The organism is 'Vigna radiata' phytoplasma, assembly GCF_030586915.1.
GTDB classification, from domain to species: Bacteria; Bacillota_I; Bacilli_A; order Acholeplasmatales; family Acholeplasmataceae; genus Phytoplasma; species Phytoplasma australasiaticum.
In genome coordinates this window covers 42,958-58,355 of the sequence record NZ_JAOSIS010000001.1, presented here as the reverse complement: position 1 = coordinate 58,355, position 15,398 = coordinate 42,958, and the positions used below count along the sequence as shown (strand labels likewise).

Annotated in this window: 10 protein-coding genes; 8 read left to right on the top strand and 2 right to left on the bottom strand. The window is 26.0% G+C overall.

What is annotated here, in order from left to right; genetic code table 11:
• Positions 1-42: 42 nt before the first annotated feature.
• Both ileS and ychF read right to left on the bottom strand, forming a co-directional pair.
• Positions 43-2,829: an isoleucine--tRNA ligase gene (ileS, locus tag OC710_RS00230; RefSeq protein ID WP_004995228.1), complete on the bottom strand. Its 2,787-nt coding sequence runs from the start codon at positions 2,827-2,829 to the stop codon at positions 43-45.
• Positions 2,830-2,913: 84 nt separating this feature from the next.
• The gene (ychF, locus tag OC710_RS00225) at positions 2,914-4,023 is read right to left on the bottom strand and encodes a redox-regulated ATPase YchF (RefSeq protein WP_304513392.1); all 1,110 of its coding nucleotides are present in this window, start codon (positions 4,021-4,023) and stop codon (positions 2,914-2,916) included.
• A 330-nt stretch (positions 4,024-4,353) separates the two neighbouring features.
• Here ychF and pduL point away from each other — a divergent pair, with 330 nt between their 5' ends.
• From pduL to OC710_RS00185, 8 genes are all read left to right on the top strand, one after another.
• Positions 4,354-4,938 carry a phosphate propanoyltransferase gene (gene pduL / locus OC710_RS00220; protein WP_004995233.1) on the top strand — a complete coding sequence of 195 codons (585 nt, stop codon included), beginning with the start codon at positions 4,354-4,356 and terminating at the stop codon, positions 4,936-4,938.
• A gap of 938 nt (positions 4,939-5,876) precedes the next feature.
• Positions 5,877-7,607, top strand: a complete 1,731-nt coding sequence (locus OC710_RS00215; protein ID WP_054598460.1) for a reverse transcriptase domain-containing protein — start codon at positions 5,877-5,879, stop codon at positions 7,605-7,607.
• Between the two features lie 202 nt (positions 7,608-7,809).
• Entirely contained in the window at positions 7,810-9,030 is a 1,221-nt protein-coding gene (locus OC710_RS00210; protein ID WP_304514956.1) for an HD domain-containing protein, read from the top strand.
• Entirely contained in the window at positions 9,027-9,854 is an 828-nt protein-coding gene (gene rsmA, locus OC710_RS00205; RefSeq protein ID WP_004995238.1) for a 16S rRNA (adenine(1518)-N(6)/adenine(1519)-N(6))-dimethyltransferase RsmA, read from the top strand. Before OC710_RS00210 ends, rsmA begins: the two co-directional genes overlap by 4 nt.
• A gap of 191 nt (positions 9,855-10,045) precedes the next feature.
• The gene (locus tag OC710_RS00200; RefSeq protein WP_004995240.1) at positions 10,046-10,429 is read left to right on the top strand and encodes a septation protein SpoVG family protein; all 384 of its coding nucleotides are present in this window, start codon (positions 10,046-10,048) and stop codon (positions 10,427-10,429) included.
• A gap of 188 nt (positions 10,430-10,617) precedes the next feature.
• Entirely contained in the window at positions 10,618-12,663 is a 2,046-nt protein-coding gene (locus tag OC710_RS00195; protein ID WP_036690965.1) for a heavy metal translocating P-type ATPase, read from the top strand.
• An 85-nt stretch (positions 12,664-12,748) separates the two neighbouring features.
• Complete coding sequence (locus OC710_RS00190) at positions 12,749-14,116, top strand: TldD/PmbA family protein (protein WP_036690946.1); 1,368 nt, start codon at positions 12,749-12,751, stop codon at positions 14,114-14,116.
• A gap of 20 nt (positions 14,117-14,136) precedes the next feature.
• Positions 14,137-15,398, top strand: a 1,262-nt coding sequence (locus OC710_RS00185; protein WP_304514955.1) for a TldD/PmbA family protein, incomplete at its 3' end; no start/stop codon positions are given.

Below are 15,398 nucleotides of genomic sequence, written 5' to 3'. Positions count from 1 at the left end.
ATAAATTTTACTCCTATTTTTTTATTTTATTTTTTGGGATGATTATATTAATACGGTTTTCAATTGTTTTATGACTGAGTTACATCGATTACATAATTCGTTAGAATTATTATAATTTGTTACATTCCAGCAACGAGGGCAAGTTTTTCCTGTAGCTTTAATAATTTTAATTTCAAGTTTAGATGATTTTATAATATTAATTTCTGAAACAATTAATAATTGATGTAAACAATCTTGGATTTTTAATGTTTCTATTATATTTAAATATTCTGTGGTTAATTCTAAAATTATTTTAGCTTCTAGAGATTTATTAATAATTTGTTTTTGTCTAGCATTTTCTAATTTTTTTAATATTATATCTCTTAATTCTAAAAATTTTTGATAAGCTTTTTGTTCTTCTAAATTAACATATTTTGGCGTAAATTTATTTATAAAATCATCTATTTGTTGTATGGTAGGCATATTTTCTAAGTAAATATCTTCTTGTTTAGAACTTTTAACATTTAAATGATTATAGGCTTCTGATGTTGTGTGAGGTAAAATAGGAGTTAAAATAATTAGTAAATCTAAAAGTAAATCATATATATTAGATTGAATAGTTCTTCTTTCTTTACAATTCGGAATTTCGATATATAAAATATCTTTAGTAAAATCTAAATAAAAAGCACTTATTCTAATAGTTATAAAAGGATATAATAAGCTTATAATTTTTTCAAAATTATAACTTTCGTATGATTCTATAATTTGTTTAATTATTTGTTTAAATTCTAAAATTATTAATTTATGCAAAGAAGTTCTATTTTGTAAAATAATATAATCTGTTTTTATATTAAAATCATATAAATTACCTAACATAAATCTTAAAGTATTACGTATTTTACGGTATTTTTCTTCTATTTGTTTTAAAATAGCACAATCTATTTTTACATCATTTTTATAATTAGTGCTAGCTACCCATAACCTTAATACATCAGCTCCGCTTTGTTTTATTATTTTTTGGGGCTCTATAATGTTGTTTTTGGATTTACTCATTTTTTGTCCTTTACCATCTAAAACAAATCCATGAGTAATAATTTGTCGATAAGCTGCTTTATTGAATGTAGCTACCGAAGTAATTAGAGATGAATTAAACCATCCTCTATACTGATCTGAACCTTCTAAGTATAAATCAGCTGGAAAAAAATTTGAAGAAATATTTTGCATTACATTATATGAAGTTCCAGAATCAAACCAAACATCTATAATATCTAGATCTTTAGTAAATAAATGATATTTTTTATTTTTTTGGAGATAATTTGTAGGTAATAATTCTGCAATTTCCCATTCATACCAAATATTTTTTCCATATTTTTCAAATAAATCTGCAAAATGATTTATCATATTGATATCAATAATGGGGCTTTGATTCTCATCATACAATATAGGAATAGGTACTCCCCATTTTCTTTGTCTACTGATATTCCAATCTTCACGATTTATTATCATATTTTGCATTTTGTGTTCTCCCCAATGAGGAAACCATTTAATATTTTCAATTTCTTTTAATAATTCTGGTTTTATACTTTGAATATCTATAAACCATTGCGATAAAGCCAAGAAAACAATGGGTTTATTAATACGATTATCATGCGGATATAAATGCTCTATTATTTCTGATTTAATTAAAATTCCTTGTTTTTGTAAATCTTCTATTATTAAATCATTAGCTTTTTGAAAAAAAATCCCTTGGTATTGAGGAGATAATTCAGTCATATTGCCTTGTTTATCGATGCTAAAAGTTGTTTTCAAATTATATTTTTGACCTATTATAAAATCTTCTTGCCCGTGTCCTGGCGAGATACTAACTAAACCAGTACCTTCCTGATCAGAGACAAATTCGCCTAAAATGATTTGTTTAATCTTGTTAAATAAAATATTTTTGTATTGTAAATTTTCTAATTCTTTACCAGTGAATACTTTTATAATATCAATTTTATTCCAATTAAACTTAATTTGTAATTTTGTTAAAACCTGGGCTCCTATAATATATTTTTTATTTTGATTAACTTTAATTAAATAATATTTAGCTTTTGGGTTTACACAAACCGCTTCATTAGAAGATAAAGTCCAAGGGTTAGTAGTCCAGATTATTATTTGTACATTTTCCCAAAAATGTTCATGTTTATTATTTATTATTTGAAAGGTTGTAAAAATAGACCAAGTTTGGTGTTTATGATATTCTATTTCTGATTCAGCTAAAGATGAGTTTAAGTAAGTAGACCAATAAACAGGTTTTAATTTTTTAAAAATTAATTTTTTTTCTAACATTTTTGCGAAAATTCGAATTTGATTCGATATATATTTGTTATCGCAAGTTAAATAAGGATTATCCCAATTTCCTAAAATACCTAATCTTTTGAAATTTTCTTTTTGTTTTTGAACAAAATTCAAAGCAAATTTTTTACATTCTTCGTTAAAAATATTTTTAGGTAAATTTTTATTTTTAGAATTGTTTTTTAAAACTGCAATTTCTATTGGCAATCCATGCGTATCCCATCCAGGTATGTAAGGAGCATTATATCCTTGCATAGTTTTAAATCGTAATATAAAATCTTTTAAAATTTTATTTAAGGCGTGACCTATATGTATATCGCCATTAGCGTAAGGAGGGCCATCATGTAGAATGAATGTTGGATTTTGATTATTTTTTATTAAATTTTTTTGATATAAGTTAATTTTATTCCAAAATTGTTCTATTTCTATTTCTTTTTGAGGTAAATTGCCTCTCATTGGAAAATCAGTTTTGGGCATAGACAAGGTATTAGTATAATTTTTATCTTTTTGATTCATTTTTATATTACATTTCCTTTTGTATTAATAACAATTAACAATCAATAAATACATCAATAATATATTTTATGGAGTTAGATGGATTTAGACACGAAATTTAAAATTTATAATATCACCATCTTGAACTATATAATTTTTACCTTCTGAACGTAATTTACCTTTTTCTTTTATTTGATTAATATTGCTATATTTTATAATTTCATTATAATTAACAACTTCTGCTCGGATAAAGCCTTTTTGAAAATCTGTATGTATTGATTTAGCGCATTGAGGAGCTGTAGAACCTTTAAGAAAAGACCAACTTCTTGTTTCTTTTGGACCTGCAGTAAAATATGTTTGCAAATTCAAAAGTTGATAACTGTTTTTGATTATTTGTTCTAAAGCATATTTAGATGAAAAAAATTTTTGCTCATTATTATTTTTATTTGTTTTATTATTATCTAATTCAGAAGGAGAGTAATTTTTTTTAGCTTCGATAATACAAATGGGAATAAATTTTCTATTTGTTTGTAAACTATATTTATTCATTTGTTTAAAAAAAATATTTTCATCCCAACAATTATTTTTATTTTCTGGAAAATTACCTATATAAATCATAGGTTTAAGAGTTAATAAATTAAAATTTTTTATTATTTGAAATTCTTCTTCTGTTAAATTTAATTCATTAGCTGAAATATTTTTACTTAGATTTTGTTTAATTTTTTGCAAAATTTGTATTTCTAATTTCGCTTCTTGTTGTGTTTTTTTTTTGGAGTTATTTATTTTAGTTAAGCGTTGTTCTATTTGCTCTAGATCTGATAAAATTAATTCTGTTTCAACCATTTGGCTTTCTAAAACAGGATCAATTTTTTCGTGAATATGTATTATTTTGTTATCTTCGAAACATTTTACAACATGACAAAGAATATCAACATTACGAATATGATTAAGAAATTGATTTCCTAAACCTTCTCCTTTAGATGCTCCAGGAACTAAACCGGCAATGTCTACAAATTGTATTTGAGTTTTGATAATTTTTTGAGATTTGAAAAAATTAGCAATATATTCTAAACGTTCATCAGGAACTTCTATCATAGCTATATTCGGTTGTATAGTGGCAAAAGGATAATTAGCTTCTAAAATATTTAATCCAGTTAATGCATTAAACAAACTTGATTTACCTACATTGGGTAATCCTATAATTCCGACTTTCATATATGTTTTTCACCTTACTAAAAAATTTTTTTATTATAAAAATAATTTTTAAATTTTATTATTTAATTATAACATTTTACTGGTTTAAATGATTATTTAAAATCTATTGTTTTGATAGTTGATACCATTTGTAAAAAATATTATAATGTATGTTAGTTAGAGGAGATTGTCAATAAACTGTATTTTTATTAATTATAATTATCTAGATTTGAATTAAGAATTGTAATTCTAATTTTTATGGAAAATAAAAGTACTTTTTAATAGAAACATTATTATTAAATTTTAAAATATATCAAAAATAATTTTAAAAAAATAGAAGGAATTATAATTATGTCCAAAAAACAAATGATACCTGTAGGGGTTTCTGGTAGACATGCTCATTTGTCTTTAGAAGCTTTAGAGATTTTATTTGGTAAAAACTATAAACTAAATTGGTTTAAAGATTTAACTCAAAAAGGTCAATTTGCAGCTAAAGAAAAAATTGATGTTATTAGTTCTGATAATCAAATTCTTAAAAATGTTCGCATATTAGGGCCTTTAAGAAAATTTACACAAATTGAAATTAGTAATAGTGATAATATTAGAAATAAATTTGGCGCTCCCGTTAGGAGTTCAGGTGATATTCAAAATTCTGCTAGTGCTACTTTAATTGGTCCGTGTGGAAAATTATTTATTAAAGAAGGTGTTATTATTTCGGATAGACATATACATTTATCGGATGAAGAGGCTAAAAATTTATGTTTAGCTGATAAACAAGTAGTTAGTGTTCGAGTAGGCGGTATTAAAGCTGGTATTTTGCAAAATGTTTTGTGTCGTGTAAATAAAGATTTTAGTTTAGAATTACATATAGATACGGATGATGCCGCAGCATTCCATCTAAAAAATGGTGATTTAGTAGAATTAATTAAAACATAAATTTAAAAATGTATAATTGAAATTATTTAATTTTTCGATTATTTTAAAGATTTTAAAATATTTATCTGTGTAAATTTAATAAAAATTTAAATAATAGTATTTTTTTGATATTGAAACAGTAATTTTAATTATGAATTTATTTTTAAAATTTAATCATAAATAAAATATAATTTGATATGATTGAATTTATAAATTGATATCAATAATAGATTTTATTTTGTAGTGTATATGATTTATTTTATTTAAATAAAATTCAAAAATTATTTACACAGAAGAAAGAGTTTATATCTGTGTTTTTAGAATCATTTTGGTCAGAAGAACCAAGAAAATTTACAAAGACTGAAGGGGCGCCAAAGAGGCCTAAATTTCGCGCTATTTAACCAATAGCCAGGGATGATAAACCCTGAAAGGATATGGTTGGTCGGACAAACGAAAGAATGTCAGATTATAGCAAACCATAAAAGCGGGTTGCGACGAAAGCAAATTAGTCAAGATGACTCCGCCACCGAATAATTCTATGGGAAAGCCTGAGATGGCCTAAGAAGGAAACTTGATGTAATCTTTGAACCTGTTTCGAAAGTTGCTTATACGGACAGTCCAGAATCTACTAGTATATACTTCGGATACTGAGTAGTTTATCTGAGAAAGAAACCTGGAATCAGCCTCCTAAAGAGGATACTTCACCTAAAGAATTAAGGTAGAAATTTAGTGTAACTTGGAGAATCCTAAAACTAAGCAATTGAGTTTGCTAATTCGGAAGTAAAAGCCCGGAGGGTTAAGGATAAAGAATCTTCTTAATAGTCGTAAGAGTAAACCTAGATTTGGAATAATCTAGTCAATCGCCTTACCAAGAAGAGGGTTAATCACCCTTATAGGGCGAAGGAAGATAGTAATTTATTATTTATTCAATGGTATCGAGAGAAAGGAGTTGATATATTATGTCAACAACTGTTTCACTAGAAACTAAACTTTCGCGAACATTGAATAAAATTCAATATTGTTCAGCAAACAGCTACTCCTTAAAAAGAGAACTCCAACAGGGAATGAATAACCTTTACAACACGTTAACAGCATTCAATAGAATCGCGGCTAACGCAGGAGCGGGCACACCCGGAATTGACAATAAAACCATTGATGGAATTAATCTGGAGAGATTAGAAAGATACCATCTGGAATACGTCAATAATGGCTACCACCCAAAACCAGTCAAAAGAATCCTCATTCCCAAAGATAATGGAGAAACCAGACCTTTGGGCATACCGACCATCAAGGATAGATTGATACAAAAATGCCTGGAACAACTCTTAACTCCTTATTTCGAAAATATCTTCTCAGAATGGAGTTTTGGATTTAGAACCAAAAAATCTTGCCATGATGCCATCAAACGGACCAAACAAAGATTTACAGGAATTGATTATCTTGTCAAAATTGACTTAAAAGGTTATTTTGAAACTATCAATCATGGGATTCTAATGAGAACCTTAAATTGGTTCATCAAAAAGAATAAAACACTTTCAACCATTAATAAATGGTTAAAAGCCGGTTTCATGAAAGATGGTATCAAATACGAATCTTTATCAGGCTCCCCTCAGGGAGGGATTATCTCCCCCTTGTTGGCGAATGTATATTTACATTACATCGACCTGAAAATGGAGGGACTGATTAAAGAAGGGAAGCCAATTAAGAAGATTAACCCAGAGTATAAGAAAGCTTGGGGTAAAAACCAACATCACAAACTTGGGATTGATAGTTCTATCAATCTAAATCTAAAACCAAGAGTTGAGTATATCCGTTATGCTGACGACTTTATCATCGGCATTAAAGGCGAATATAACCAGGCGGAAAGAATCAAAGACCAAGTAACGCAATGGCTAACGCAAGATCTAAACCTTACGATTAGTAAGGATAAGTCAAAGATTGTGAAAGCCAGCAAAGGAACTAGGTTTCTATCCTACATGATAAAAGTCAACCCTACCAATAAAACTCGTGGAGAAAAGGCCACAAAGAACTCCTTAAATGGCAAAGTTCAAATCCAAATTCCCAAAACGAAAGCCAAAGAATATGGAGAGGAATATAATTGGTTTAAAAAAGGGAAAGTGAGACATGACGAAACATTAGCAGGTAGAGACGAATTGGAAATAATCCGGACCTATAAGACAATTGTTAGAGGAATTATCCAATACTTTTGTTGGGCTAACAATCTAGGTGTTCTGACTCACTTAAATTATCTAGCTGAATACAGCTGTTTGAAAACACTAGCAAGGAAACGGAAGACGTCAATTGCTAGGTTTCGAAAGAAATGTAAAATTGGTTCAACTTGGGGTATTTCCTATTATAATAAAGGGGAGACCCAATATGAACCATGGGTTGCCTACTCTTGGAACAAAATTAAGACAATGCGTAATTTCAAGGGAAACCCTGATATTACTATCAATAAGCATATATTCCAAGGTCGTACGTACCTAACTGACCGTTTAAAAGCGGAGCATTGTGAGTACTGCGACAAAACAACTCAACTACAAATTCATCACATTGGTACGGTCCGCAATGCGCGCCACCAAAGTATCATGAATAAAAGAACAAAGGTATTGTGTAAAGATTGTCACCGAAAGGTAACCAATCAACAATTACATGATATCAGAAAGAATAAGAACAATAGGAATAAATAGCTAATTAACCGCGAGGAGAAATTAGTTCTCGAAAGAGAGTAAATTATGGAAAGCCGGATGCTGGGAAACTTGCTTGTCCGGTTTGGACGGGGGCTGATTGTAAATAAAACAGCAAAGACAAATCGCTGAATAAAACGCAATTAATCTATCCGTATTTATTAAAGATCCTGTTTATGGATATATTTATTTAGAATATTTATTTTTGGAAGAGTTAATTAATACTCGTCTTTTTCAAAGATTAAGGCGTATTAAGCAATTAGGATGTGCTCATATGATTTTTCCTGGCGCTGAACATTCGCGTTTTATCCATAGTTTAGGTGTTTATGAATTATCTAGACGTTTTTTAGAATTTCATAAATTTCAATTAATAGAAAAAAAATTTTCTTTAAGGAATAAATTAATTTTATTGGTTGCATCTTTATTACATGATATTGGACATAGTTCTTATTCTCATATTTTTGAAAGAGTTTTTGATGTTAAACATGAAGATAAAACTATTCAAATGATTATTAATGATAAAGAAATTTTTTCTATATTAGATAGAATAGATGAAAATTTTAAATATGACGTCGCAAAAGTGATTAAAAATGATAAAAATAGTCAAAAATTTACTTTATTAAAACAACTTTTAACAAGTCAATTAGATTTTGATCGTTTAGATTATTTAAAAAGAGATTCTTTTTTTGCTGGTGTTAGCTATGGTTATATTGATTCTGATCGTTTAATTCGTATTATGGATATTACTAACGCTTATCAAGTTCCACAAACTTCGAATTTTCCTTCAGGTGAATTAGTAATTTTGTTCCGAAATAGTGGTCTTTCGAGTATTGAAAATTATTTAATGAGTCGTTATTATATGTATAGACAAGTATATTGTCATCCTAAAATTGTATTATTTGCTATTATTTTAGAACAAATTTTTGTCAGAATTAGATTTTTAATTACTAAAAAATATCAATTTGAATCTGACATTAGTTTATTAAAAAATTTTTTTTCTAATAAAGAATCCTTAGAATTATATTCGAAAATTGATGATTTTTATATTAATAGTTTGATTATCTCTTTTCAAGATAGTAAAGATGTTATTTTATCTAATCTTTGTCAAGATTTTTTACATCGTCGTATTTGTTTTTGGAAATGTATTCCTAATATTTCTAAAAATTATGAATTTATTAAAGAAATAGAGTGTAAGTATAAAAATGATTCTGCTTATTATACTTACTATTATGATGATTATATTTTAAGAGATACTTATCGTGAGGAAGTTGATAATATTGGCGAACAAATTTTAATTGGCTTTAATCATAGTGCAAATAATATTGTAAAACCTTTAAGTATTGAATCTTTTATTATTAATAATATAATGTACCGAAATTCTTATAAAGAGATTCGTAATTTTTTTTATTATCGTGATTTTAAATGATTAAAAATGAAAAACATATTTTTAAAAAAAAATATGGTCAAAATTTTTTGAATAATTTTAATATTTTAAATTTAATTGTAGAATCTGCTAATATAGTCAATAAAAATGTAATAGAAATTGGACCTGGTCAAGGTGCTTTAACAAAATTATTAGTTTTAAAAGCAAAAAAGGTTTTAGCTTATGAAATTGATTACACTTTGAAAAAATTTTTATTATTCGCTGAACATAGTAATATTAATATTATTTATGATAATTTTTTAAAACGAGATATAGAAAAAGATTTTAAAAAATATTTTGATAGTGAACAAGAAGAAGTAGTTTTAGTAGGTAATCTACCTTATCATATTGTTTCTTCTGTTTTATTTAGAATTTTTGATATATCACGAATTAAAAGTTTTGTTATTATGTTACAAAAAGAATTGGCATGGAGGATATTATCCCATCCTTTTGTTAAAAATTACAATTCTTTAAGTGTTATATGTCAATCTTTGGCTTTTATTGAAGTGGTAAAGATAGTTAAAAAAACTAATTTTTATCCTCAACCAAAAGTAGATGGAATAGTTTTGAAATTTATTAAAAAAGAATTATCTGAAACAAAAAAAAATTTTTTATATGGTGATTTTATTAAATTTGTAAAAATTGCTTTTAAACAAAAACGAAAACAATTGATTAATAATTTTCAAGATTATTTAAATATATCTAAATCCGAAATTATTAGTTTTTTTATCAACAATCAAATATCTTTAAATATTAGAGCCGAAGAAATAAATGTTGAAGATTTGCAAAAAATAGCGAAATTATTTTGGAGTTATTTTAAGCGGTAATAATCAAGAATTTTATTATTACTAAATAGTGCATCAGTTGATTTAATGTAATATTGTGCATAAATTGTGATAAAATAATCCCATAAAAGATTGTGTAAATTAAAAAAAAGGTTTATAATTTTTTACAGTAATTAAGTTTATTAAAAAAGTTAATTTTTAAAAATTTTTAAAAAATAATAGGATGGTATGTAATGAAAATTACTGGTGTTAGAATAAAACTTAATGATAAAGAGCATCCAAGATTAAAAGCTGTTTCAAGTGTATTTATAGATGATTGTTTTGTAATTCATGGTGTTAGAATAATTCGCGGTAACAAAGGTTATTTTATTGCTATGCCTAGTTCCAGATTGAGTACAGGAACTTTCAAAGATATAGCTCATCCTACTAATACTCACACTAGAAATATGTTAAATGAAAGAGTTTTAGAAGAATTTTATGCAAAAACTTCTGCTAATAATGTTGATTTAACTGATTCGAATCAAGTTGAATCAAAATCAGAAGAAAATTCAAATGATCATGTAGAAAATAATCAAAATTATGATTCTAATAATGAAGAAAGTTATAATTGTGATTAATTTTCTTTCAAAAAAAAACAAATTTATAAGATTTTTTGATTTTATAATTTAGATTTACATTTAAAAAATCTACTCTAAAATATTTATTTTAATTATTTTTTTGTTGCAAAAATTAGAAAAATATATAAATTAATTTTTAAGTTTATATATTTTTCTATCACATTTTATAGGGGTTAATGGTATATATTTTGAAAAAACATAATAATATTTATAACTCTAATGCAGATGCTAAAAAACATTTTGATTCGGGTTACAATAATAATTGTAAGCATTTTTTACTTTTTATTTGGGGCTTATTTTTGTATTTTTTCTGTTTTGTTCCTGTAGTAGTATTTAAATCTTTTAATTTGAATGATCATGAATCTTTATTATTTAAACAAGTAATTACTTTGTTAATTTTGGGTTGTACGGGTTATCATGTTATTATTGAAGGTTTATTAGATACTTATCGTATTACAAAGCAAAAACGTAAATTTACTCCAAATATACATATTTTAATGTTATTGGGAGCTTTGGGAGCTGTTTTTTTACATAATTTTAATGAAGCTATTTTATTAATTATTATTTTTGCAACTTCTAATTTTTTAGAAGAATATATAGAAACTAAAAGTCATAAAGAAATTCGAAACCTTTTAAAAATCGCCCCTACACAGGCACGTTTAAGAGATAGTGAAGGTAATTTTCAATTAATAGAAATAGAAAAATTAAATATTGGAGATGAAGTTATTGTTTTAAGTGGTGATCAAATTCCTTCTGATGGTATAGTAGTTTCAGGTAACTCTTGCGTTGATGAATCGAATATTACTGGAGAAAGTATACCTGTTGATAAAAAAAAAGGCGATAAGGTTTATGGAAGCAATATTAATCTTAATAATACTTTAGTTATTAGAATTACTGCTAATGCAGATCAGAATTTGTTTTCTAGAATTATTAAGTTATCTAATGAGTTAAAGAATAATGTTTCTAAAAAGGCGACTTTAATTAAACGTTTAGAACCAATTTATGTAAAATTTGTGTTGTTAATATCTTTTTTAATTTTATTATTTTTTCCTTTAATTAATATTATTAAAGGTTGGGAATATTATTCGTTTAATAAAATTTTTGAAAAAATTATAGTTTTTGTAACCGTCGCTTCCCCTTGTGCTTTGGTTGTGGCCGATATTCCAGCTACTTTATCTGCTGTTTCTTATTTAGCTAAACAAAGAATTTTATTAAAAAACGGAAATGCTTTAAGTTTTTTAGCTAATATTAAAGCTATTGTTTTTGATAAAACTGGAACTTTAACAATTGGTAAACCTATAGTGAAAGAATGTTTATTTGATAATTCTTTGAATGAAGATGAAAAAAATAAATTTTTATCTATTTTTTATTATATGGAACAGAAATCTAATCATCCTTTAGCTATATCTATTAAAAAATATTTAAAAGATTTTTTTGTTACTGGAGAAAATTTTAATAAGGATTATTCTGATATAGAGGTAAATAATTTGATTGGCATCGGCATTGAGTCTTTTTATCAAGATAAACATTATAAAGTAGCTAAATATAGCGATTTAAAGAGTTGTTATGTGAATAATAAAATTTCTTCAGAATTGGAAACAAAAATACAATCATTTTTAGAAGACGGTTATACTGTGCTTTATTTTAGTTGTGATAATACTGTTGTAATGGTTATGGCGATTTTTGATGTTTTACGTCCAGAATGTTCTAATATAATAAATTATTTTCGAGATCTTAATATTAAAACAGTTGTTTTAACGGGTGATAATTATAAAACAGCTCAAAATGTAGCAAAATGTTTAAATCTGGATTATGTTTTTGCAGAATGTTTACCAGAAGATAAATTAGCAAAAATTAAAGAGTTAAAAACAAGGTACACGGGCGTAGCTATGGTAGGGGATGGCGTTAATGATGCTCTTGCTTTGGCTAATGCTGATGTAGGAATTGCTTTGCAAGAAGGTGTAGATGCAATTGCAGATATTGCAGATGTCGTTTTAATGAAAAATAATTTAATTAAAATTATTCAGACTCATAAAGTAGCTGTTAGATTGAATAATATAGTTTGTCAAAATATGATTTTTGCGATTAGTGTTATTATTATTTTAACTATTAGCAATTTTTTTACTAGTTTGTTTTTACCATTTGCGGTTTTTTTGCATGAAATTAGCACTATTTTAGTTCTTTTAAATGGTTTACGAATGTTAAAAAATGAAAATTTGCAATCAATTAAGTAATTATTTTTTGAAATTTTTTAGTTTTTTAATAATAAAATAACTATTATTATATAAAATTTAGTATATGAAAGAAGAAAAATATTGCATGTTAAATATTGAAGAAATTAAAAATATTTTTAATTTATCTTTAGGCGAAGGCATTGATTTTGTTGAATTCTTTTTTGAGGATACTTCTTCTGATTTGTGGAAAGTTATTGATCAAAATGTAGTGGGTTCGCGTGAACATCATATTTATGGTTTAGGTATTAGATTATTAAGCAATAATCAAGAAATTTATTTATATACTAATAAAATAATTTACCAACATATTATAGATTTAATTTTACAATATAAACCTTTATTAAAAAATAAAAATAAAATTTTATTAAAAAATTTTGATTTTGAACAAAATATATCGCAAAAACCTTTAGATGATATTACTTGGCAACAAAAAATTGAAAAGATGTTATATTGTTCTCGTGTAATTCGTCAAACAGATTCTCTTGTAATTAAAAGTTTAGTCAATTTGGAAAATAAATTTCAAAAAGTTTGGATAGTTAATAGTCGAGGTATTTCTCGTTATGATAATCGTTATTATGTTAATTTGAGTTTAACTTCTGTTGCACAAAACGAATCTAATATACAAGAGTTTAGTAGAAGTTTTGGTAAAGGATCTACTGGAGTTTTTTTAAATTCTTTAGATTTACAAGAAATATCTCAACAAGTAGCCAAACAATCTGTTGAAATGTTATCAGCACAATCAATTAAAGCTCAAACGATGACTGTTGTAATTAATAATGGTTCTGGTGGAGTTATTTTCCATGAAGCGTGCGGGCATTCTTTAGAAGCAACATCAGTAGCTAGAGGATTATCGCCTTTTTGTGACAAAATTGGTCAAAAAATAGCTTCTTCTCTTGTTACTGCATTTGATAATGGTAATATATTTGAAGCTTGGGGAGCTACTAAAATTGATGATGAAGGCCATTTAACACAAAAAAATCTTTTAATCAGTAATGGTATTTTGAAATCTTATTTAGTAGATATGCGTAATGGTTATAAATTAAATATGCCATCTACAGGATCTGGTAGACGAGAATCTTATAAGTATTCGCCTACTTCACGTATGAATTCTACTTATATTTCTGCAGGACCTCATGATCCGGAAAAAATTATTCAAGAAACTGATTATGGTTTTTATGCTAAATATTTGGGAGGTGGAACTGTTGATCCAAATACAGGAGAATTCAATTTTATGGTAAATGTTGGTTATTTAATTCAAAATGGTAAAATAACAACACCTATTAAAGGTATGATGTTGATTGGTAAAGGACAAGAAATTTTGTTTAAAATTGATCGTGTTGGTAAAGATGTTCAATTAGTGCAAGGTTATTGCGGATCCATTTCAGGAGATATTCCGGTAGATCTAGGTCAACCAACTATCCGTATAACAGAAATGCTTGTTAGTGGTAGTTGATCAAAAAAGGTGAATATGCGATGAATTATCAAAAATGGTTTCAAAAAAGTCAATTACAAGGTTTAGATGGATTAGAAATTATAATATATGAACAGCGAAAATTTGATATTAATTTAGAAGATGGAAATATAGAACAATTTACAGCTAATCATTCGACTAGTTATCTTATTTATGGTTTATGTAAAAACAAAAAAACTTCTATTTATTTAGAAAAAAATGATGATTTAGATAATGATTTTTTCATAGATCAAGTTTTAAAACGTTTAAAACAAAAAATAGAAATTTTAAATTTTAATGAAAAAGATTTTTTGTTTTCGGGATCTCAAAAATATAAAACAATTTTAGAAAAAAATTTCAATTTTGAGTCAATACCTTATGATTATAAAATTAAATTATTGCAAGAATGTTATCAAGGTTTATTAGTTAGTCAGTATTTTACTAAAAAATGTAATTTGTTGTATAGTGAAATTTTTTGGTGTCAAAAAATAGTTAATTCTTTAGGGTTAAAATTGCAACAATGTAATAGTTACTCTTTATTAGAAACTAATTGTATTTTTGGCGATAATAAAACTCAAGAAGAAATTACTAAATCGTTTCCTGTAAAAAAATTTGAAGATTTTGATTTGTCTATTTATGTTAAAGGTTTATTAGAATTAGGAGAGAATCAAATTGGCTCTAAAACTTTACCATCTAAACTTTATCATGTAGTTTTTTCTAATGAAGTGTTTTCAGAATTATTATCAAATTTTCAAAATATTTTTAATGCTTTATATGTTTATCGTAATTTGAGTAAATATAAATATAGTCAAGGCAAATTAATCGCTAATCCTAAAGTAACTATTATAGATGATCCTTTTATATCGACAGCTTTTTTTAATCCGATTTTTGATGATGAAGGAGTCTCTTGTCAAAGCAAAAATATTATTACTCAAGGGATTTTAAATACTTTTATCCATAATTTACAAACTGCTAAACTTTTTGATGTATCACCACAAGGCAATAGTTTTAATGGTTCTATTGCTATGAGCAATTGTTATTTGAAATCTGGTGATAAATCTTTATCAGAATTATTATATGCCGTTCATGATGGTATTTATGTAAATTCTATAGTGGGTTGGCATGCAGGTATAGATGAGATCAGTGGATCTTTTAGTTTGCAAGCTTCAGGCTTTTGTATTAAGAATGGTTTTATAAAAGATCCGTTTAATATGGTGGTTATTTCTGGTAATTTTTTTGATTTATTAAATAATATTAAAGATATTGCTAATGATTTTAAATTTCA

Excerpts from the sequence above, each read along its gene's own strand:
- rsmA (WP_004995238.1), top strand. The coding sequence starts at position 9,027 with ATGATTAAAAATGAAAAACATATTTTTAAAAAAAAATATGGTCAAAAT.
- ileS (WP_004995228.1), bottom strand. The coding sequence starts at position 2,829 with ATGAATCAAAAAGATAAAAATTATACTAATACCTTGTCTATGCCCAAA.
- OC710_RS00200 (WP_004995240.1), top strand. The coding sequence starts at position 10,046 with ATGAAAATTACTGGTGTTAGAATAAAACTTAATGATAAAGAGCATCCA.
- pduL (WP_004995233.1), top strand. The coding sequence starts at position 4,354 with ATGTCCAAAAAACAAATGATACCTGTAGGGGTTTCTGGTAGACATGCT.
- OC710_RS00215 (WP_054598460.1), top strand. The coding sequence starts at position 5,877 with ATGTCAACAACTGTTTCACTAGAAACTAAACTTTCGCGAACATTGAAT.
- ychF (WP_304513392.1), bottom strand. The coding sequence starts at position 4,023 with ATGAAAGTCGGAATTATAGGATTACCCAATGTAGGTAAATCAAGTTTG.
- OC710_RS00190 (WP_036690946.1), top strand. The coding sequence starts at position 12,749 with ATGTTAAATATTGAAGAAATTAAAAATATTTTTAATTTATCTTTAGGC.